This window comes from Variovorax sp. FW301-JW7, from assembly GCF_058788795.1.
On sequence record NZ_JBYTBC010000014.1, the window covers coordinates 119,869 to 138,956 of the forward strand.

Annotated in this window: 19 protein-coding genes; 10 read left to right on the plus strand and 9 right to left on the minus strand. The window is 67.0% G+C overall.

The annotated features are described in order from the left end of the window. Positions 1 to 24: 24 nt before the first annotated feature. Positions 25 to 153: a hypothetical protein gene (locus AC3WQM_RS28470; RefSeq protein ID WP_307636462.1), complete on the plus strand. Its 129-nt coding sequence runs from the start codon at positions 25 to 27 to the stop codon at positions 151 to 153. Positions 154 to 303: 150 nt separating this feature from the next. Here AC3WQM_RS28470 and AC3WQM_RS28475 read toward each other — a convergent pair whose 3' ends face one another. The 8 genes from AC3WQM_RS28475 to AC3WQM_RS28510 form a co-directional block, all read right to left on the minus strand. After that, a complete protein-coding gene (locus AC3WQM_RS28475) occupies positions 304 to 1,257 on the minus strand; it encodes a quinone oxidoreductase family protein (protein ID WP_492683371.1) in 954 nt (317 codons plus the stop codon). Positions 1,258 to 1,691: 434 nt separating this feature from the next. Continuing rightward, a complete protein-coding gene (locus AC3WQM_RS28480; protein WP_492683372.1) occupies positions 1,692 to 2,093 on the minus strand; it encodes a hypothetical protein in 402 nt (133 codons plus the stop codon). Positions 2,094 to 2,707: 614 nt separating this feature from the next. Then, entirely contained in the window at positions 2,708 to 3,094 is a 387-nt protein-coding gene (locus tag AC3WQM_RS28485; RefSeq protein ID WP_492683373.1) for a DUF6869 domain-containing protein, read from the minus strand. An 80-nt stretch (positions 3,095 to 3,174) separates the two neighbouring features. Then, complete coding sequence (locus tag AC3WQM_RS28490) at positions 3,175 to 3,525, minus strand: transcriptional repressor (protein WP_492683374.1); 351 nt, start codon at positions 3,523 to 3,525, stop codon at positions 3,175 to 3,177. Positions 3,526 to 3,794: 269 nt separating this feature from the next. Continuing rightward, entirely contained in the window at positions 3,795 to 4,592 is a 798-nt protein-coding gene (locus AC3WQM_RS28495; RefSeq protein WP_492683375.1) for a Crp/Fnr family transcriptional regulator, read from the minus strand. 276 nt (positions 4,593 to 4,868) lie between these two features. Then, a complete protein-coding gene (locus AC3WQM_RS28500; RefSeq protein WP_492683376.1) occupies positions 4,869 to 5,801 on the minus strand; it encodes an electron transfer flavoprotein subunit alpha/FixB family protein in 933 nt (310 codons plus the stop codon). 13 nt (positions 5,802 to 5,814) lie between these two features. Beyond that, positions 5,815 to 6,564 (minus strand): electron transfer flavoprotein subunit beta/FixA family protein, encoded by a 750-nt coding sequence (locus AC3WQM_RS28505; protein ID WP_492683377.1) that lies wholly within the window; start codon positions 6,562 to 6,564, stop codon positions 5,815 to 5,817. A gap of 26 nt (positions 6,565 to 6,590) precedes the next feature. Then, positions 6,591 to 7,754: a CaiB/BaiF CoA transferase family protein gene (locus tag AC3WQM_RS28510; protein ID WP_492683378.1), complete on the minus strand. Its 1,164-nt coding sequence runs from the start codon at positions 7,752 to 7,754 to the stop codon at positions 6,591 to 6,593. 227 nt (positions 7,755 to 7,981) lie between these two features. Between AC3WQM_RS28510 and AC3WQM_RS28515 the strand changes: the two genes are divergently transcribed. Beyond that, a complete protein-coding gene (locus AC3WQM_RS28515) occupies positions 7,982 to 8,719 on the plus strand; it encodes an IclR family transcriptional regulator (RefSeq protein WP_492683379.1) in 738 nt (245 codons plus the stop codon). 13 nt (positions 8,720 to 8,732) lie between these two features. On the opposite strand, the gene AC3WQM_RS28520 is transcribed toward AC3WQM_RS28515, so the two are convergent. After that, on the minus strand, positions 8,733 to 9,638 hold the full coding sequence (locus AC3WQM_RS28520) for an HpcH/HpaI aldolase/citrate lyase family protein (RefSeq protein ID WP_492683380.1): 906 nt from the start codon (positions 9,636 to 9,638) through the stop codon (positions 8,733 to 8,735). 193 nt (positions 9,639 to 9,831) lie between these two features. On the opposite strand from AC3WQM_RS28520, the gene AC3WQM_RS28525 reads away from it, so the two are divergent. From AC3WQM_RS28525 to AC3WQM_RS28560, 8 genes are all read left to right on the plus strand, one after another. Beyond that, on the plus strand, positions 9,832 to 11,202 hold the full coding sequence (locus tag AC3WQM_RS28525) for an MmgE/PrpD family protein (RefSeq protein ID WP_492683381.1): 1,371 nt from the start codon (positions 9,832 to 9,834) through the stop codon (positions 11,200 to 11,202). Next, positions 11,199 to 11,699 (plus strand): MaoC family dehydratase, encoded by a 501-nt coding sequence (locus tag AC3WQM_RS28530; protein WP_492683382.1) that lies wholly within the window; start codon positions 11,199 to 11,201, stop codon positions 11,697 to 11,699. Before AC3WQM_RS28525 ends, AC3WQM_RS28530 begins: the two co-directional genes overlap by 4 nt. 26 nt (positions 11,700 to 11,725) lie before the next feature. After that, positions 11,726 to 12,940: an acyl-CoA dehydrogenase family protein gene (locus AC3WQM_RS28535; RefSeq protein WP_492683383.1), complete on the plus strand. Its 1,215-nt coding sequence runs from the start codon at positions 11,726 to 11,728 to the stop codon at positions 12,938 to 12,940. Continuing rightward, the gene (locus AC3WQM_RS28540; RefSeq protein ID WP_492683384.1) at positions 12,937 to 13,428 is read left to right on the plus strand and encodes a MaoC family dehydratase; all 492 of its coding nucleotides are present in this window, start codon (positions 12,937 to 12,939) and stop codon (positions 13,426 to 13,428) included. Before AC3WQM_RS28535 ends, AC3WQM_RS28540 begins: the two co-directional genes overlap by 4 nt. Continuing rightward, positions 13,425 to 14,666, plus strand: coding sequence for a CaiB/BaiF CoA transferase family protein (locus AC3WQM_RS28545; protein WP_492683385.1), 1,242 nt, complete (start codon positions 13,425 to 13,427; stop codon positions 14,664 to 14,666). The genes AC3WQM_RS28540 and AC3WQM_RS28545 overlap by 4 nt, the downstream gene beginning before the upstream one ends. 40 nt (positions 14,667 to 14,706) lie before the next feature. Beyond that, positions 14,707 to 15,618 (plus strand): HpcH/HpaI aldolase/citrate lyase family protein, encoded by a 912-nt coding sequence (locus AC3WQM_RS28550; RefSeq protein ID WP_492683386.1) that lies wholly within the window; start codon positions 14,707 to 14,709, stop codon positions 15,616 to 15,618. A gap of 107 nt (positions 15,619 to 15,725) precedes the next feature. Beyond that, positions 15,726 to 16,730, plus strand: coding sequence for a Bug family tripartite tricarboxylate transporter substrate binding protein (locus AC3WQM_RS28555; RefSeq protein ID WP_492683387.1), 1,005 nt, complete (start codon positions 15,726 to 15,728; stop codon positions 16,728 to 16,730). Between the two features lie 44 nt (positions 16,731 to 16,774). After that, the gene (locus AC3WQM_RS28560; RefSeq protein WP_492683388.1) at positions 16,775 to 18,895 is read left to right on the plus strand and encodes an acetate--CoA ligase family protein; all 2,121 of its coding nucleotides are present in this window, start codon (positions 16,775 to 16,777) and stop codon (positions 18,893 to 18,895) included. Positions 18,896 to 19,088 lie beyond the last annotated feature (193 nt).

Below are 19,088 nucleotides of genomic sequence, written 5' to 3' on the forward strand. Positions count from 1 at the left end.
TGAATCACCCACCAGGAGATCGACATGAAGCTCTGGAATTTCATCGACAAGCACCACGAAGACCTCGGCGTTGCGCTCTTCATTCTTCCTTGCCTGCTGACGGCGTTCGCGACGGCCGGGATCGTTTTCGGCATCGGCCTGTTGTTCCGCTAGGACCTCGCGGTATCGGCGTTGGGGCGTCGGGTGGAGGAGGGCGGTCGATGCTTCCGCCCTTCGTGCCCGCTGCCTTCAAGGACGCAAAAAAAGCCCGCCAGTGCTGCTGGCGGGCTTTCTTTCACATGGAAGCGCCTAAGGCGCGTCGGGTCACGGCACCAGGATGGCAGACCCCGAGCGATTGCGGGCCGCAATGTCCGCATGCGCAGTGGCCGCGGCCGACAGCGGATAGCGCGTGACCTCGATCTGGCCGAAGACGCCGGCGCGCAGCGCATCGAACACCGCGCGTGTCGCTTGTTCGCGCGCATCGCCTTGCAGATGCTGCGCCATCGGGCCGCCGAGCACCTTCACACCCCGGGCCGCGAGCGAGGGCACGTCGATCTCGGGAGCACCGGAGGCGGCGCCGATGTTGACGATCGTCCCGCCGTCGCGAACGCTCGCTTGCGAGGCCGCGAAGGTGGCTTTTCCGACGAACTCGTAGACGACGTCGACACCCTGCGGTGCGATCGCGCGGATCTGCGCCGCGAGGTCGGCGTCGCTGGAGACCAGCGCGTGGTGCACGTCGGCGCGCAAGGCGTCGCGCTTGCCGGCGCCCGCGGTGCCGATGACCGTGGCACCCCGGGCCTTGGCCCATCGTGCGAGCAGCAAGCCGACGCTGCTGGACGCGCCCTGCACCAGGATCGTCTCGCCGGCCTGCAGGCGGTGGAACCCGTTCAGTGCGGTCCATGCCGTCAGGCCCTTGGTCAGCACAGTGGCCGCCTGTTCGGTCGTGACGTCGTCGGGCAGCTTCACCAGCGCCTCGGCGTCGATCAGCCGGTCGGCCGCATAGCTGCCCGGCGCCAGGAAATAGGCCACGCGATCGCCCGCGGCGAACGTCTCGACGCCGGGACCGACAGCCTCGACCACGCCGGCGCCTTCGACGCCCGGGACCGACGGCAGCGCCACCGGATAGAGGCCCTGGCGAAAGATCGTGTCGATGAAGTTGACGCCGATGGCGTCGTGGCGCAGGCGCACCTGGCCGGGACCTGGCGCGCCGACGCTGCGGTCTTCCACCTGCAGGACTTCGGGGCCGCCGTAGGCGTGGAAACGGATGACTGTGCTCATGATGGGCTCTCTTCTGGACGTAGGGGGTTGAGATGGTTGTCAGCAGGGCGCCCACGTCGGCGATCTGCGTGTCCGAAGAGTAGGGGCGCTCCATCCATCGGAACAGCCTGTTTTTCTAGATAGGTTCTATCGAGATGAAAGATGGATCGCCAGCGCGGGGCGCGCCATTCGCCCGGCGTTCAGGGGAGCCGCACATGCAGAAACTGCACGGCGGACTGGACTTCAGGCCATAGCGGAGCTTTGGCCGCGTCGGCGTGTTGATTGCCGCCCGAAAAATTCCCCTCCTCATTCAATGCTGCCAGCAATGCGCCAACAACACACAATCTGGAGTATCTGAGAGAGCCCCCAAGAGGTAGTGCGCTCGCGATGGAATGGCTGTTGACTGGTGGGAAGGCTGGCTCCGTTCGAAATGACCTCTTGTTGAACGTGCACTTTCAATCCGTGGCGAAACGGGTAACCGTGCGTAGCGGTAGGCCCACTTGGCGATTGAAAGCGGTAATTTCAACGCCAAGAACCCCATCTCTCCGCTCGCCGACCATGTCGCACCAGTCATGGTTGCCTAAACGCAGGCGTGCTGTGTCACCTTCCCTCAATTTGAAGAATGGAATCGGTGGAGCGTTCGGTATGACGAGTTCCTTCACGCCGCCGAATCGTTCAATCTCCCACAATGCAGAAAGGTACTTTTCCTCTAGGGAGACACGTACCTCCTCCTGCGTTGATTCAATTCTTTCAATCCAACAGAGTCCAGGCGCAGCGAGTGACAGCGGCGCTACACCGAAGCTAAGAAGTACAGGGATAGCGGCGTTAAGGACAAATTTCATAATTTCGTGCTTCATGGCTATCGCTTGATAGATGCACCCGTGACGAACGAATTTCGCAATGTTCGTAGCGCTAGAAAAATGAAGCGCTGCATCAGGAGGGGGAAGCTTGGAGGTCAAGCGTTACTTAGGAATGACAACCACGAGCTGAAGCGCGATGACCGCTCTTGGCCGACTACCGCCGTCCTAGCCATGCAACGGATAGAACTTCTCTCCAAATTGTTCAACCACTGCACAGCACTCCGGCGTAGAGACCGGTGGGAAGAGATCCAGCAACAGTTCCCGGAGCTTGCGCTGAAGTGCAGTCGTGGCATGTGCCGGGAGAGCGTCTCGTAGAACAACCTGAACCAGTATTGAGTCCAGTGCGCCCTCTCCAGAACGCTCCACGTAGACCGTCCCGTTCTGCCTCACAAGGTCTTCAACGGACCTCTCCACTTGGTGCTCAAGTCGCTCGCGTGCGAGATGCCTAGATTTGCGATTCGACACCGATCCTGCTCCCCCTGCGGTTTAACACCTGAACGTCTGCCAATCGAATTTTGACAGGCCGTGCAATCGACCGGTTGTGGCCGACAGAAGCCGGCCGCGCCGCCGTCGTGGCTGGACCCGAAGCAGGCGTCCAGGAGCGAGGCTAGCTAGCGTGGTTGCGTGCTCACAAGTTGGCATCCCAACGCCTCGTAGCGTCGCGTGATTTCATCGGGCGCCGGCGGAATCCAAACATTCGGCAAAAGGGACGCAAAGAGGGGGTGGACTTCCGCCAAGGATTCAATTTCGTCGATGAATATTCGACCATGGCCCTGGATCAGATCCTCCAAAGGTCCTGCCGCAAGAATGCCCAAAAGGTCTTGGCCCTCAGCCAGCTTTAAAGCGTGCAAAACAAACGCCCACAGTACCTCGGGAAATCCATCCAAGTCCTGGACAGCGAAAATGCTTTGCCAATCATTTTCGTCACGCAACGCTTCGGGTTTTGCCTCGGATGCGACCCATGCAGCTGCGAGGGATTGAAGATCTTCTTCTTTCATGGTGTCGACGTAGTGTTGCTCCATTTTCGGCATGACCTTATCGAAGCGGTGAAAGTCTGGTTGTGGCCGATGGGAGCCTGTCACGCACTCAGGCCCTCCTTCCCTCGGAAGATTGCGGCCAGTGCCTCTTTGACGGTTTGTGGGTTCCAGTCTCCCGGCAGAAACTCGATGTCATATTCGGCGTGACCGTCGAGCAGCGAAGCTGCGTCCATGCTCAGCGTTGCTCTGAAGCCAGATGCATGAAGTGCAACCTCCAACCGTTCGACTCGATGCACTACTTGGTCGACGACCATGACTTCAATGTCGTCGGACCCGACTGCACGGGTGAGCGAGAAACAATAGTTCTGCCTCGGGTCGCGGCAGTAGATGTATGCCATTCCATCGTAGGCATCGCTGTTTGCCGAAACGCTCACGGTCGCACGTAGCTTCATCTATTTCGTCGGTCCGAAGTGTCGAAATCGGCCGGCAGTATCGCCGAGCGGGCCTGTGCGAGTTTCCGCTTTTCGGAAAATTCTCCGCGGGCTCGAGTGACCGGTCTTGGCCGATAGTACCCATTCGCGCGAGGCTGAGGGATGTCGGCAAGCGCAGCATTGCGGACATCCTGTGCACTCCAGTTGAAGCACGACGCCATGAGATCGTGCGGCCATGCCTCAGGCGCGGGGCATGAGCGTTCGAACTCTCCTGGCAATGACCTCGAGCCTCACGCGTCGGCGAATCGGCCGGCGCGATAGCTCTGGCGTGAACTGCCTCTGCGTTCCGGTCGTCGTCCTTCGACACCCAGGGCATGCCTGTTGCAGATCACAAAGCCTTCATGGTCGATGCGGATCGCACCCGCAAGCTCAAGCTGCTTCAACTCCCCATTGATGCGCTGACGCGAGCAGCCCACCAGTTGTGCAATCTGCTCCTGGGCCAGGCGAATGCCGATGCGCGTTTCGCCGACGTCGCAGCCCCGCGAGACACCATGTCGTCTTGCCAGGGAAGCGAGCTGGCGGGCGACGCGGGGGCGAAGCGGCAGTGATTTCACCGCATCCAGCGCCTCGTAGAGTTCGCGCACGTGCCTGGCCTGAAGACGCAGCACCGCGGCGCAAAGTTCGGCACTGGCTGCCATCAGGGCAGTGAACTCTGCCTGGTCGATCGACAGGATCGTCGTGGCTCCGAACGCGGTTGCTTCATGGGTCGAAGCACCTCCATCGAAGAGGCCGGGTCCGGCAAACCAGACGCCGGGCTGCACGTAGGTCAGAACAAGCTTCTTGCCTGCGCGACCCGGGGAGGCGATCCGCACGGCGCCGCTGGCGCAAGCCAGCCATCCGCATGTCTTGGCGCCGTAGGCACAGATCACCTCCTGCGGGTTGTACCTGCGAATCGCGCAATGGCGCAGCAGGTCGTGCCTCAGGGACGGCGAAAGCGAAGCGAACCATCGCCAATCGTTGATCGCGGCGCGCTCTTCCTGGGTCAGCGCAGGCTCGAATTTCATCGAGATGTTGTGGGATGGTTCCATTTCCGGTGCCTCCGGCAACAAGGTATGCCCGGGTGGCGCCTGATCGCGCGCGTGGGCAAATGACGCATGAGAGTTCAGGACCGTCACACGCGGTCTCGCGCCGTCCGCTTTCCGCTGTGCTTGGTGTTTCACAAAAGGACGCGAGAGTCGTTTCAGTGGCGGATAGGCGAAGCTCATGTCCAGGTGGCATGCGCACGGCTGGAGGCGACATGGCCTCGAAAGGGGGCGCTATGCGCGAGGGCGCGTGCGCTTGTCGCAGTTGCTGGGGGTCGGCATTCAGAGCGCCTTCACGAGTTCCGGCACAGCCGTGAACAGGTCGGCCACGAGGCCGTAGTCGGCCACCGAGAAGATCGGCGCCTCTTCGTCCTTGTTGATCGCGACGATGACCTTCGAGTCCTTCATGCCGGCCAGATGCTGGATGGCGCCCGAAATGCCCGCGGCGATGTACAGCTGCGGCGCGACGATCTTGCCGGTCTGGCCCACTTGCCAGTCGTTCGGGGCGTAGCCTGCGTCCACTGCGGCGCGGCTGGCGCCCAGGCCGGCGTTCAGCTTGTCGGCCAGCGGGGCCATCACTTCGGTGAACTTCTCAGCGCTGCCCAGGGCGCGGCCGCCCGAGACGATGATCTTGGCTGCCGTCAGTTCGGGGCGTTCGCTCTTCGTGACTTCACGGCCGACGAAGGTTGACTTGCCGCTGTCTGCAACGCCTTCAGCGGTTTCGATCGTTGCGCTGCCACCGGTGGCAGCTGCAGCGTCGAAGCCGGTCGTGCGCACGGTGATCACCTTGGTGGCGTCGGTGCTCTGCACGGTGGCGATGGCGTTGCCGGCGTAGATCGGGCGCTCGAACGTGTCCGGGCTGTCGACCTTGGTGATGTCGCTGATCTGCGCCACGTCCAGCTTGGCGGCCACGCGCGGAGCGACGTTCTTGCCGTTGGCGGTCGAGGGGAACAGGATGTGGCTGTAGTTGCCGGCGATCGCCAGCACTTGGGCGGCAACGTTCTCGGCGAGGTTTTCAGCCAGGCTGGCGCTGTCGGCAGCGATCACCTTGGACACGCCGGCGATCTGCGCGGCGGCCTTGGCAGCCTCTGCGGCGTTGGCACCGGCCACGAGGATGTGGACGTCGCCACCGCAGGCCAGGGCTGCAGTCACGGTGTTGAGGGTGGCCGGCTTGATGCTGGCGTGGTCGTGTTCGGCAATGACGAGTGCGGTCATGTTCGTTTCTTCCTCAGATCACTTTGGCTTCGTTCTTGAGCTTGTCCACCAGGGTGGCAACGTCGGGCACCTTGATGCCGGCACCGCGCTTGGGCGGCTCGCTGACCTTGAGGGTCTTCAGGCGGGGCTTGACATCCACGCCCAGGTCTTCGGGCTTGAAGGTGTCCAGCTGCTTCTTCTTGGCCTTCATGATGTTGGGCAACGTCACGTAGCGCGGCTCGTTCAGGCGCAGGTCGGTCGTGATGACAGCGGGCAGCGTGAGCGTGAGGGTTTCCATGCCGCCGTCGACTTCGCGTGCGACGGTGACCTTGTCGGCCGCGAGGTCGACCTTCGAGGCGAAGGTGGCTTGGGGCAGGTCGGCCAGTGCAGCCAGCATCTGGCCGGTCTGGTTGGCGTCGTCGTCGATGGCTTGCTTGCCGAGGATGATGAGAGACGGCTGTTCCTTGTCGACCAGTGCCTTGAGCAGCTTGGCAACCGCGAGAGGTTGCAGCTCTTCGCTCGTCTCGACCAGGATGCCGCGGTCCGCGCCGATGGCCATCGCGGTGCGCAGGGTTTCCTGGCACTTCGCATCGCCGCACGACACGGCGATCACTTCCGTGACCAAGCCCTTTTCCTTCAGCCGAACCGCTTCTTCGACAGCGATTTCGTCGAAGGGGTTCATGCTCATCTTGACATTGGACAGGTCGATGCCCGACCCGTCGGCGCGGACCTGCGCCTTCACGTTCGCGTCCAGGACGCGCTTGATTGCCACCAGTGCTTTCAAATCATTTCTCCATCAGATTGAGTTGTTCATGCATCGGGCTGAAAGCCCAGTCCGAGCCGCTGCAGGCGCTCGATCGCCTGCGGGTCGAAACCCCAGTCGTGCAAGGCCTTCGCGCCGTGTTCGCCGCGCGCGGGTGCCGGTGCCGGTTGCGCCGAGGGCGTGGCCGAGAAGCGCGGCGCGGGGCCGGGTTGCACGACGCCGTCCACCGCGATGAAGCTGCCGCGCGCGCGGTGCTGCGGATGGTTCGGTGCTTCCGCGAAGCCCAGCACGGGCGCCACGCAGGCATCGCTGTCTTCGAAGACGGTGCACCACGCATCGCGGCTGCGGCTTGCGAAGGCCTGTTCGAAGGCCGCGCGCAACCGGGGCCAGCCGGCGCGGTCGTGCTGGCGGGGAAGGCCTGCATCGGCGAGGCCGAGCTTGTCGAGCAGCTCGGCGTAGAAGCGGGTCTCGACGGCGCCGACGGACATGTAGTGGCCGTCGCTGGTGCGGTAGCTGTCGTACCACGGGCAGCCGCCGTCGAGCAGGTTGGTGCCGCGTTCCTCGCGCCACTTGCCGGTGGACAGAAGCCCCCAGAACACCGAGCCCAGCTGTGCCGCGCCTTCGATCATGGCGGCATCGACGACCTGGCCGGTGCCCCCGCGCTGCGCGTTCAGCAGCGCGGCCACCACGCCGAGTGCCAGCAGCATGCCGCCACCGCCGTAGTCGCCCACCAGGTTCAGCGGCGGCACGGGCTTGCCGCCCTGGTTTCCGATGCCCGAGAGCACGCCCGACAGCGCGATGTAGTTGAGGTCGTGGCCGGCCCGCTCGGCCATCGGGCCGGTCTGGCCCCAGCCGGTCATGCGGCCGTAGACGAGCTTCGGGTTGCGTGCCAGCGCCACCTCGGGGCCCAGGCCCAGGCGTTCCATGGTGCCGGGGCGAAAGCCCTCGATGACCACGTCGGCGCGGGCGATCAGGTCCAGTGCCGCCGCCGCGGCATCGGGCTGCTTGAGGTCGAGCGTCACCGAGCGCCGGCCACGGCCGGTGATGTCGACGCGCGGGCCTTCGGTCCGGGGAAGCCCCAGGTCGGCCGGCGGCGCGGGACGGTCGATGCGCAGCACGTCGGCGCCCATGTCCGCCAGGAGCATGGTGCCGAAGGGGCCGGGGCCGATGGCCTCGAACTCCACCACGCGAATACCGGAAAGAACGCCCATCGAGAATCTCCAAGCCAGGTTGAACGGACCGGCGCGTCGGGCCAGGAAGGCCACGCCGGTCGATGCGCAAAGTAGACCAGCGCCAGCCCGCGCAGGGGCCACCCGCATCGGGTAGGCGCCTTGGAAAGGGCAGGTGGGCTGCCGCACAATCGTTTTTCAGCGAACTTCGATATGAGCCACCCCATCACCCCGTTCACCCAGCCCGCAGGCGGCAAGAGGGCAGTCCCGTGCACGACGGCATGGTGAAGTCCGCGGTTCGCGTGTTCGAGCTGCTCGAACTGTTCGAGGCCGAACGCCGGCCGCTGCGGGTCGCCGACATCGTCGACAAGCTCGGCGTGCCGCAGTCCAGTGTTTCGATGCTCCTCAAGACGCTGGTGGCGCGCGGCTACATGGAGTTCGACAGCGCCCGGCGCGAGTACTGTCCCTCGGTGCGGATCGCGTTCCTCGGCGACTGGGCCACCCGCCTGCCGGCGCGGCAGGAGGCAATCCAGGACGCGATGCGGCGGCTGGCCAGCGAGACCGGCGAAACCGTGCTGCTGGGACGCCAGAGCGGCGTGCTGATGCAGTACCTGTCCGTGCGCGAGTCGCAGCACGCGCTGCGTTTTTCGCTGTCGCCTGGGACGATGCGGCCGATGCACCGGACCGCGATCGGCATCATGCTCTTGAGTCAGCGCGACGACGACCAGATCGGCCTGCTGCTGCGGCGCTACAACGCCGAGGCTGGCCGCACGGGCCCGCCCGCGCGGGTGGCCGAGACGCTGCGGGCGGTCGCGTTCGCGCGCGAGCACGGGTACTACGAATCCGCCAACCTCGCGACACCCGGCGCCGGCGTGATCGCGGCCTTGCTGCCGACACCGATCCGCGGTCAACGGCTGGGCATCGGCATCGGCGGGCCGCTCGAACGCTTGCACAAGCGGCGCCGGCAACTGCTCACCAGCCTGCTCGCGGTCGCAGGCAAGGGCTGAGCCGCCGGGCCCGTCAGCGCGCCGCTGCGGCCCGCGCATCGATGGCCGAGCGCATGGCCAGCAGCCGTTGTGCCTGCGCCAGGTGCAGCCGCTCCACCATCTTCCCGTTCAGGTTGATGACACCCGCCCCGGCGTGTTCCTCGCGCGCAAAGGCGGCGACGATGGCGCGGGCTTCGTCCACCGCGGACTCCGACGGAGAGAAGGCCGCGTTCGCAGGGCCGATCTGCGTGGGGTGGATCAGGGTCTTGCCGTCGAAGGCCATCTTCACGGACTGCCGGGCTTCGGCCTCGAAGCCGGCCGCGTCCGAGAAGTCGTTCCAGACCCCGTCGAGCACGCGCACGCCGCGGTGCCTGGCCGTCAGCACGACGCCCATCAACCAGGGCATCAGGTAGCACCGGCCGTCGCCGGGGAAGACGCCGGTCTCCTTCGCGATGTCGTTGGTGCCGACGACGAGACCGTCGAGTCGGGGCACGGCCGCCAGCCCGGCCTGGACGATGTCGTCCAGCGCACTCAGCGCCGCTGCGGTCTCGACCATGAGCCACAGGCGCAGCTCCTTGGCGGCACCGTGCCGCGCGGCGGCATCGGACAGCAAGCGGACGTCGTGCGCCGAGCCGATCTTCGGCACCAGGACCGCGTCGGGCCGGCAATGCGCCACGGTGGCCATGTCCTGCTCGAAGGCCGCGCTGTCGATGGCATTGACCCGGATGACGGCCTGCTGCAGGCCGGCGCGCGCGCCGGCGAACACCTGCGCGAGATGCTGGCGTGCCGTGTCCTTCATCTCCGGTGCCACCGCGTCTTCCAGGTCGTAGATGACCGCATCGCAGTCCAGGGTCGCGGCCTTGGCGAGGGCGCGCGGGTTGGTGGCCGGCACATACATCGCGGAGCGAAGCGGCCTGAAGGGGAGGGCGTGGGTCGGCATGTGGATTCCTGGGAAGTGAGGGGTTGAACGGGAGCAAGTGTGGGCCGGAGGAGCGCTCTCGCTCATCACGGATGTGATGGTGTTGGGGGAATTTCATTCATCACATATGTGATGCCTTTGCGAGAGGGGCCGCTCAATACTCGTCGCAACGAACCTGCAATGCCATGCATGCCGACTCAGCACAAGGACGCCCGTGAAGACCGCGAAGACAACCGAACCCGATGACCAGATCGCCGTCACGCGACTGCTCGCGCAATGGGTCAGCGACACCCAGGACAGCGCGGTCAGCGCCACGGCCTTCGAATGGGCCCGCCATGTGATGCTCGACTGGCTCGCGGTCACCATCGCCGCGGCCGACGAGCCGCTGGTCCGGATGCTCGTGCAGACCTACGGCGGCACGGCCGATCTGCCTTGCACCTTGCTGGCACACGGGGCGCGTGCCAGGCCGCACGATGCGGCACTGATCAACGGCGCGGCAGGCCACGCGCTGGACTTCGACGATGTCGCCTCGCGGATGTTCGGCCATCCCAGCGTGCCGGTCGTCCCGGCTGCGCTGGCACTGGCCCAGGCCGAAGGCGCCAGCGGACGGGACCTGCTGCGCGCGCTGGTGGTGGGGCACGAAATCGAAAGCCGGCTGGGCGAGATGGTCGGACCGAGCCACTACCTGCACGGGTTCCATGCCACCGGGACCATCGGCACCTTCGGAGCCGCCGCCGCCTGCGCCAACCTGCTGGGGCTGGACGCCGGCCAGACCGCGCACGCCCTGGGCCTGGCGGCAACGCAGGCGGCCGGACTCAAGAGCATGTTCGGGACGATGGCCAAGCCGCTGCATGCCGGCAAGGCGGCGATGAACGGGCTGATGGCGGCGCAGCTGGCCGCGCGCGGCTTCACGGCCAACGACAGCGCGATCGAGTGCGTCCAGGGCTTCGCGCAAACCATGGCCCCCGAGCGCGCGCCCTTTGCAAAGCACATCGACACCGCTGGCGGGTTCGCCATCGAAAGCACGCTGTTCAAGTACCACGCCTCCTGCTACCTCACGCACTCGGCGATCGAGGCCATCCGCCAGGCGCGGGAGCGCCATGGCGTCGACCTCGATGCGATGGCGTCGATGACGATCCATGTTTCCGGTAACCACCGCGGTGTCTGCGACATCGAGGCGCCGCAGACCGGGTTGAGCGTGAAGTTCTCGCTCCAGCACCTGGCCGCGCTCGCGCTCGACGGTGCGAACACGGCGGCGCTCGACCTCTACACCGACGACACGGCGCGCTCGCCGCGCCACGTGGCGGCGCGCGAGCGCATCGCCCTGGTCATGAACGCGTCCACCGAAGACCGCAACTTCGCGAGCGTGACGCTGCGCACGCGCAGCGGGCAGACCTTCACCGAAGAAGCGAACGTCGCCGTGCCCGCCACTGACCTGCGCGCGCAATGGCGGCGGCTGCAGGCCAAGGCGCGCGCGATCGCCGAACCGGTGATCGGCGCCGCGCGCTTCGAACGCCTGGTCGATGCCGTCGGGGCGCTCGACCGGTCGCCTTCTCTCAACCCCCTGCTGGAAGCCATTCAATGACGCCCAACGAACTCACGGTCGCGCGACTGAAGGCCGATGCGACGCGCCGCGCGCGCGGCCATCGCTTCGAGGACTTCGATGTCGGACGCACCTTCACCCATCACTGGGGCCGGACGGTGACGGCGGCCGACAACACCCTGTTCTCGACGCTGACCCTTCACTACAACCCGCACTACACCAGCGAGGCCTTCGCCATGGCCCACGGGCACCCGACCACGCCGGTCAACCCGCTGCTGGTGTTCAACACGGTCTTCGGCCTGTCCGTCGAAGACCTCTCGGAAGGGGGCGGTCCGTTCCTGGGGGTCGACGAACTGTCGTACCTGCAGCCGGTGTACCCGGGCGACACGCTCCACGCGCGCTCGCAAGTGGTGGCCGCACGGCTGGCGGGCAACCGGCCCGGCTACGGCATCGTGACGTGGCACACGCGCGGCACGAATCAACGGGGCGAGGAGGTCATTGCCTTCAAGCGTTCGAATCTGGTCAGAACGAGGAAATAAGCATGTCTCAAGATGGATCGGGTTACATGACCCAGGAGCGTCGCATGATCCGCGACGCCGCGCGCGAGTTCACGATGAAGGAAGTGCTGCCGGTCGCCAACCGGCTGGACGGCCCCGACGGCGAGATCCCGATGGAGCTGCGCCGGAAGATGGCGGACATGGGCTACTTCGGGATCATGATCCCCGAGGAGTACGGCGGCCTGGGCCTGGGCTACTTCGAGTACTGCCTCATCTGCGAGCAGCTGGCGCGCGGGTGGATGTCGGTGGCGTCGATCGTGGCGCGGGCGCAGGGCAGCTGGATCCGTTCCACGCTGCCGAAGGAGAAGCGGGCGAAGTACCTGCCGCGCGCCGTGCGCGGCGAGTTCCTCAACGCCAGTGCCCTGTCCGAGCCCGACACCGGCTCCGACCTTGCCTCGATCTCCTGCCGCGCCGTGCGCGACGGCGACGAGTGGGTGCTCAGCGGCAACAAGTACTGGTGCACGTTCGCCGATGGCGCCGACTACATCACCCTGTTCGCGCGCACGAGCGCACCGCCCAGCGCGGACAAGCGCTGGCAGGGCATCTCCTGCTTCCTCATCGAGAAGGAGCGCGGCAGCTTTCCCAAGGGCATGACCGGGTCGATGATTCCCAAGATCGGCTACTTCGGATGGAAGACCTTCGAGCTTGCGTTCGACGGCCTGCGCGTGCCGGCCGATTGCCTGGTCGGCGAGGAGGGCATGGCCTTCCCCCTGATGACCAAGGGCCTGGAGGGCGCGCGCGCCCACACCGCGGCGCGCGCCATCGGGCTGGCGCAAGGCGCGCTCGAGGACGCGATCGCGTATGCGGGCGAGCGCCGGCAGTTCGGCATGCCCATCGCCGAGTACCAGGCCATCCGCTTCAAGATCGCCACCATGGCCACCGAGGTGGAAGCCGCCCGGCAGCTCATGTACTACGTGTGCAGCGAGATCGACAGCGGCCGGCGCTGCGACAAGGAGGCGTCCATGGCCAAGTACTTCGCGTCGGAAATGGCCGAGCGCGTGACCTCGGAGGCGCTGCAGATCTTCGGCGGGGCCGGCTACACCAAGCTCTTTCCCATCGAGCGCTACTGGCGCGATGCGCGGCTCACGAAGATTTTCGAAGGCACCTCGGAGATCCAGCAGCGCATCATCGCGACCCACCTGCTGGGCAAGTCCGAGGTCGAGGCCATGATCGCGGAGCGCGCGTTCGGGCCGCAGGCCGCGCGCGGGGGAGCTGCAGCATGAAGGCGGCGGAACTCACCAGTGCCGACAACTACTTCGAGGACTTCGAAGTCGGGCTGCTGCTGCGGCACGCGCGCGGCAAGACCGTGACGGAGATGGACAACGTGCTCATCACCAACATGGTGATGAACACGGCAGAGGGCCACTTCAACGAGCACGCGATGAAGCAGCAGGATGCGCGAAGCATCTTTGCGCAGCGCGTCGTGTTCGGCGGCATCAACCTGTCGATGGTGCTCGGCCTGGCGGCGCAGGATACGGCCGAACAATGCCTGCGCGAGCTGACGCTGGACAAGATCCGCCTGTCGAACCCCGTGTTCCACGGCGACACGCTCTATGCCTACAGCGAGGTGCTGGCGCGCAGCGACGCGGACCGCCCCGACGCCGGCATCGTTCATTTCAGGCACTACGGCGTGAACCAGGACGACAAGCTGTGCGTGGAGGCCGAGCGCACGGTCCTGCTCAAGCGCAAGAGCCACTGGGCGCACAAGTGACCGACGCGAACGCTCCCGCCGGCGCGCTCGAGGGCCTGGTGGTGCTCGACCTGACGCAGATGCTCGCCGGGCCCTATGCCGCCATGATGCTGGCCGACCAGGGCGCCCACGTCATCAAGATCGAACCCCCGGGGGGCGACATGACGCGGCGCAACGGCCCGCACCTGGAGGGCGCGCTCCCGATGGCGCAGCGCGGCTTCGGCGGCTACTTCGCGTCGATCAACCGCAACAAGAGTTCGATCACGCTCGACCTGAAACAGCCGGCCGGCAAGGCCGCGCTGCTGCGGCTGGTGGCGAAGGCCGACGTGCTGGTCGAGAACTACCGCACCGGCGTGATGGAACGCCTGGGCGTCGGCTACGACACGCTGGCCGCCGTCAATCCCCGCCTGGTGTATGCGGCGCTGCGCGGCTTCGGCGATCCGCGCAGCGGCGAAAGCCCCTACGCGACATGGCCCGCCTACGACCCCGTGGCGCAGGCGATGGGCGGCATCATGGGCATCACCGGCCCGGTGCCCGGTGGGCCTCCCACCAAGGTGGGGCCGGGCGTGGGCGATCTCATCCCGGCCACCTTCCTCGCGTTCGGCATCGCGGCGGCCTGCTGGCGCGCGCAGCGCACCGGCAAGGGGCAGTTCGTCGACGTGGCCATGGTCGATGCCGTGCTGGCCATCTGCGAGCGCCTGGTGTTCCAGTACAGCGCGGCGGCGACACCGCCGCGTCCCGAGGGCAACGGCCACCCGATGCTGTGCCCGTTCGGGCTGTTCCCCGCCAAGGACGGCTTCGTGAGCCTGGGCGTGCCGAACGACCGCTTCTGGGTGCCGTTGACGCGCCGCATGGGGCGCCCCGACCTGGCCACCGACCCGCGCTACGCGACCAACGAATGCCGGATGCAGCACCGGGCCGAGGTCGAAGAAATCGTCGGCGCCTGGACGGCGCGCCACACCAAGGCGCAGCTGTCGCAGATGCTGGGCGGCGAGATTCCCTACGGCCCGGTGTTCGACGCCGCCGACATCTTCGAGGACGCGCACTTCCGCATCCGCGAGATGCTGGTCGACACCGAGCAGCCCGGCGCCTCGCGCCCGCTGACCGTGGCCGGCACGCCGATACGGATGAGCGCGACGCCCGGCGGTGTCCGGCGCCGCGCGCCGATGACCGGTGAGCACACCGACCGCGTCCTGGGCGAGTTCGGTTTCGCCCCCGCCGAGATCGCGGCCCTGCGCGCCGAACACGCGATCGATTGACCCCCTGCGCACGCTGCGCATTCACCAAGGAAACACCCTCATGCAAGAACGACCCCGAAGACTGCGTCGCTGCCAGCTGTCCGTGCCCGGCTCCAGCGAAAAGATGATGCGCAAGGCCAGCGAGATGGACCTGGACTTCGTCTTCCTCGACCTGGAGGACGCGGTCGCGCCGTCGGAGAAAAGACCGGCCCGCGCCAAGATCGTGCAGGCCCTGAACACACTGGACTGGGGCCGCACCACGCGCTGCGTGCGCATCAACGACCTCACCACCGAGTACGCCTACGAAGACATCATCGAGGTCGTCGAAGGGGCGCGCGAGAACCTCGACGTGATCATGCTGCCCAAGGCCATGAGCGCGGCCGACGTGCAGTTCGTCGACAAGCTGCTCACGATGATGGAGAAAAAACTCGGCCTCACGAAGCGCATCGGCATCGACGTGCTGATCGAGGAGGTCGAGGCCATGATGCAGGTCGAGGCCATCGCCGCGTCCACGCCCCGACTCGAATGCCTGATCTTCGGCATGGGCGACTACTCGGCGAGCCAGGGCATCTCGATCCGCGACATCGGCGGGCCCAGCGGCTACCCGGGCGACATCTGGAACTACCAGCGCCACAAGCTCACGATCGCGGCGCGCGCCCACCGGATCGACGCCGTCGACGGACCGTACGCCGACTTCAAGAACCCCGAGGCGTACCGCGAGGAATGCCGGCGCGCGATGATTTTGGGCATGGTCGGCAAGTGGGCGATCCACCCGGCGCAGGTGGCGGTGGCGCAGGAAGCCTTCTCGCCTTCTGAGGCCGACGTGGCGAGGGCCCGCGACATGATCAAGGCCTACGACGAGGCCCTGGCGCAAGGCCTCGGCGCCGTACAGTACGGGGGAAAGATGATCGACATCGCCTCGGTGCGCGTCGTGCGCAACCTCGTGGACAGGGCCGACCGGATCGGCATGTAGTCCACCCGGCGGCCGCGCCAGGCCGCCGCACGCCCGGCCCCGCATGCCGCGACGCACGACGGCGTGCGCGGCCGGGTTTCCCTTCGCAAAATCACAGAGACAAACCCATGCGCAACAGATCATCCATGCGGTCCGGCTTTCGAGCGATGGCGGCGATGCTGGCCCTGCTCGCCATCACCGTCGGCACCATCCCCACGGCACTGGCGCAGAAGCCGCCATGGCCCGCCAGGCCGATCGAGCTGATCAATCCGTTCCCGGCCGGCGGGGCGACCGACGAGATGAGCCGCTACATCGCGCAGAAGCTGGGCGCGGAGCTCGGCCAGCCCGTGCTCGTGATCAACGCTCCGGGGGCCGGCGGCTCCATCGGCATGCAGCGCCTGGCCCGCGCGCCCAAGGACGGCTACACCATCGGCCTGGCGCACTCGGGCACGCATGTCATCACGCCGCTGGTCTACGCCAAGGTCGGCTACGACCCCGTCAAGGACTTCACGCCCGTGGCCCAACTTGTCGACTACGCCAACGTGCTCGTGGTGAATGCCAACGGCCCCTACAAGACGCTGCCGGACCTGCTGGGCGCCGCGAAGCGGAACCCGGGCGCGATCAACTACGCCTCGGCGGGCAACGGCACCTCGAACCACCTGTCGGCGGAGATGCTGGCGGCGATGTCGGGCGTGAAGTTCACGCACATTCCCTACAAGGGCAGCGCGCCGGCCATGGTCGACGTGCTGTCGGGCACCGTGCCCTTCATGTTCGATGCGATGTCGACCTCGCTGCCGCAGATCCGCTCCGGCCGGCTGCGCGCGCTGGCCACCACCGGCCGGGCCCGCGAGCGGCAGCTCCCCGACGTGCCCACCGTCGGCGAGACCGTCCCGGGGTACGTCGTGGTGGGGTGGGCCGGGATCATGGCGCCGGCCGGCGTGCCGGTGGAGGTGGTCGCGCGGCTCAGCAAGGCCCTGGAGAAAGTGGTCAACACGCCGGACGCATTGGCGTACTTCGCGTCGCGCGGCAATGCGGCCGCGTACGGCTCGCCCACGCACCTGGCCGAACTGGTGGCGCGCGACCTGCAGTTCTGGGCCCGGGTCGTCAAGGCGTCCGGCGCGAAGGTCGATTGAGCAAGCCTGTGTGCCACCCGCATCCGTTTGAAACCCCATCCGCCATGTCAGACATCACCGCACTCCTGGAACCCCAATCCCTCGTCGTCATCGGCGCCTCGGAAGACCCGACGCGCATCGGCGGACGCCCCCTGAAATACCTGCGCAGCTCGGGCTTTGCCGGCGCGGTGTACGTCGTCAACCCGAACCGCGCGAGCGTGCAGGGCTACGACTCCTACCCGGACGTCGACAGCCTGCCCCAGGTCGTCGACCTGGCGATCATTGCGCTGCCGGCCCCGCTGGCCGGCGCCGCGCTCGACGATTGCGGCCGCAAGGGCATCCGCACGGCGATCATCTTTTCCGCCGGCTTCTCCGAGACCAACGAGGCGGGCCAGCGCATGCAGGCGGACATCGCCGCCATCTCGCAGCGCCACGGCATCCGCGTGCTCGGGCCCAACTGCCTGGGGGTGTTCAATTCGCACATCGGGTTCTACGGCACCTTCACGCAGGCGCTGTCCGGCGGCTTCCTCGAACCGGGGCCGGTGGCCATCGTCAGCCAGAGCGGCGCCTGCGGCGGCCACCTGGCCTACCTCTGTCGACAGCGCAACATCGGCATCGGCTACTGGATCACCACGGGCAACGAGGTCGACCTGGGCATCTCGGAGTGCCTTCACTGGCTGGCCTGTTCGCCGAAGGTGCGGGTGATCGTGGCCTACGCGGAGGCCGTGCGCAACGGGCCGATGTTCGTGCAGGCGCTGGAGGCGGCGCGCGCCAGGGGCAAGCCCGTGATCCTCCTGAAGGTCGGGCGCTCCGCCAGCGGCGCGCGCGCGGCGGCCTCGCACACCGGGGCCCTAGCCGGCGAAGACGCCGTGTACGACGCGGTGCTCCAGCAGTACGGCGTGCACCGCGCGGGGAGCATCGAGGAGATGCTGGACATCGCCTACGCCTGCCTGGCGACGCCCACCTTCGCGAACAACCAATTGGGCGTGGTCACCGTCTCCGGGGGCATCGGCGTGCAGATCGCGGATGCGGCCGACGAGTACGGCGTCGACGTGCCGCTGCTGGCCCCGTCGGCCCAGGACCAGATCCGCGCGCTCATTCCCTTTGCGGGCACGGCCAACCCGATCGACGTGACCGCGCAGCTCACCAACGACCGCAGCATGCTGGGCAAGTGCCTCGACATCCTCCTGGCACCGGGGCAGTTCGGCGCGCTGGTGTGCTTCCTGACGAGCTCGCCCGCGTCCAGGGCCTCGGCCGACTGGTTGCTCGAGACCTTCGGTGCCCTGCGCGAACGCCATCCGCACGTGCTGTGCGTGCTGTCCTTTGTCGCCCCCGTCGAAACGGTGCGCGAGTTCGAGCGACTGGGATTCCTGGTGTTCGAAGACCCGAACCGGGCGGTGAGGGCGCTCGGGGCGCTGTCGCGCTTCGAGCGCTCGTTCGCGTCGGCACGCCTGGCGCAAGAGGACGCGGCACCGGCGCCAGGCATGGGCTCGCCCGGCCTGCGTGTCGACGTCTCGGACGAGCAGGCGGCCAAGCGCGTCCTCGCCGCCGCCGGCATTCCGTCGCTGCCCGAAGTGCTGGCCCCCACCGTGGCCGACGTGCGCGCGGCCGTCGAGCGGCTGAAGCGGCCGGTCGTGCTCAAGATCGTGTCACCGGATATCCCGCACAAGACCGAAGTCCAGGGCGTGGTGCTGAACATCGACTCGCCGGACCGCGCCCACGAGGCGGCCGTGGCGATGTTCGAACGCGTCGGCGCCGCGTGCCCCGCGGCCGAGATCCGCGGCATCCTCGTGGCGCCGATGTGCGAGCGCGGCATCGAGACCATCTGCGGCGCCTACCAGGACCCGGTGTTCGGCCCCATGGTGCTGTTCGGCCTGGGCGGCGTCCATGTCGAAGTGCTCAAGGACGTCGTGCTGCGGCGGGCCCCCTTCGGCGTGCCGGAGGCGCGCGCGATGATCCGCGAGATTCGCGGCGCCGCGCTGCTCGCGGGCGTTCGCGGACAGGCCCCGTCGGACACCGAGGCGCTGGCCCGCGTTCTGGCCGCGCTGTCGGTCTTCGCCTTCGAGAACCGCGCGTGGGTGGCCGAGATCGACATCAACCCCTTCGTCGTCCTGGCGGTGGGCCAAGGGGGCTTTGCGCTCGATGCATTGATCCAGACCCGCGGCCCGGCCCCTGCACCGGACTAGGGCCTGTTCACACTATTTCTAGCGTTGCGTTGGCTGGCAAAGGGGCTGGCTGCAAGGCGCCCGTGCGCAGCAAGGCTTGAAGCCTTGCAAGCGCGGGCAACGCCGCAGACGGCCCCTTTGCCAGCCAACCCGAAGGGAAGGTCTGCCGGGGGGGGGGGGGGGGGGGGGGGGGGGGGGGGGGGGGGGGGGGGGG

Coding starts and splice junctions, on each gene's coding strand:
- AC3WQM_RS28535 (WP_492683383.1), top strand. CDS start 11,726: ATGACCCAGGAGCGTCGCATGATCCGCGACGCCGCGCGCGAGTTCACG.
- AC3WQM_RS28500 (WP_492683376.1), bottom strand. CDS start 5,801: ATGACCGCACTCGTCATTGCCGAACACGACCACGCCAGCATCAAGCCG.
- AC3WQM_RS28480 (WP_492683372.1), bottom strand. CDS start 2,093: ATGAAGCACGAAATTATGAAATTTGTCCTTAACGCCGCTATCCCTGTA.
- AC3WQM_RS28520 (WP_492683380.1), bottom strand. CDS start 9,638: ATGCCGACCCACGCCCTCCCCTTCAGGCCGCTTCGCTCCGCGATGTAT.
- AC3WQM_RS28490 (WP_492683374.1), bottom strand. CDS start 3,525: ATGAAGCTACGTGCGACCGTGAGCGTTTCGGCAAACAGCGATGCCTAC.
- AC3WQM_RS28510 (WP_492683378.1), bottom strand. CDS start 7,754: ATGGGCGTTCTTTCCGGTATTCGCGTGGTGGAGTTCGAGGCCATCGGC.
- AC3WQM_RS28560 (WP_492683388.1), top strand. CDS start 16,775: ATGTCAGACATCACCGCACTCCTGGAACCCCAATCCCTCGTCGTCATC.
- AC3WQM_RS28530 (WP_492683382.1), top strand. CDS start 11,199: ATGACGCCCAACGAACTCACGGTCGCGCGACTGAAGGCCGATGCGACG.
- AC3WQM_RS28475 (WP_492683371.1), bottom strand. CDS start 1,257: ATGAGCACAGTCATCCGTTTCCACGCCTACGGCGGCCCCGAAGTCCTG.
- AC3WQM_RS28485 (WP_492683373.1), bottom strand. CDS start 3,094: ATGAAAGAAGAAGATCTTCAATCCCTCGCAGCTGCATGGGTCGCATCC.
- AC3WQM_RS28495 (WP_492683375.1), bottom strand. CDS start 4,592: ATGGAACCATCCCACAACATCTCGATGAAATTCGAGCCTGCGCTGACC.
- AC3WQM_RS28540 (WP_492683384.1), top strand. CDS start 12,937: ATGAAGGCGGCGGAACTCACCAGTGCCGACAACTACTTCGAGGACTTC.
- AC3WQM_RS28550 (WP_492683386.1), top strand. CDS start 14,707: ATGCAAGAACGACCCCGAAGACTGCGTCGCTGCCAGCTGTCCGTGCCC.
- AC3WQM_RS28555 (WP_492683387.1), top strand. CDS start 15,726: ATGCGCAACAGATCATCCATGCGGTCCGGCTTTCGAGCGATGGCGGCG.
- AC3WQM_RS28470 (WP_307636462.1), top strand. CDS start 25: ATGAAGCTCTGGAATTTCATCGACAAGCACCACGAAGACCTCGGCGTT.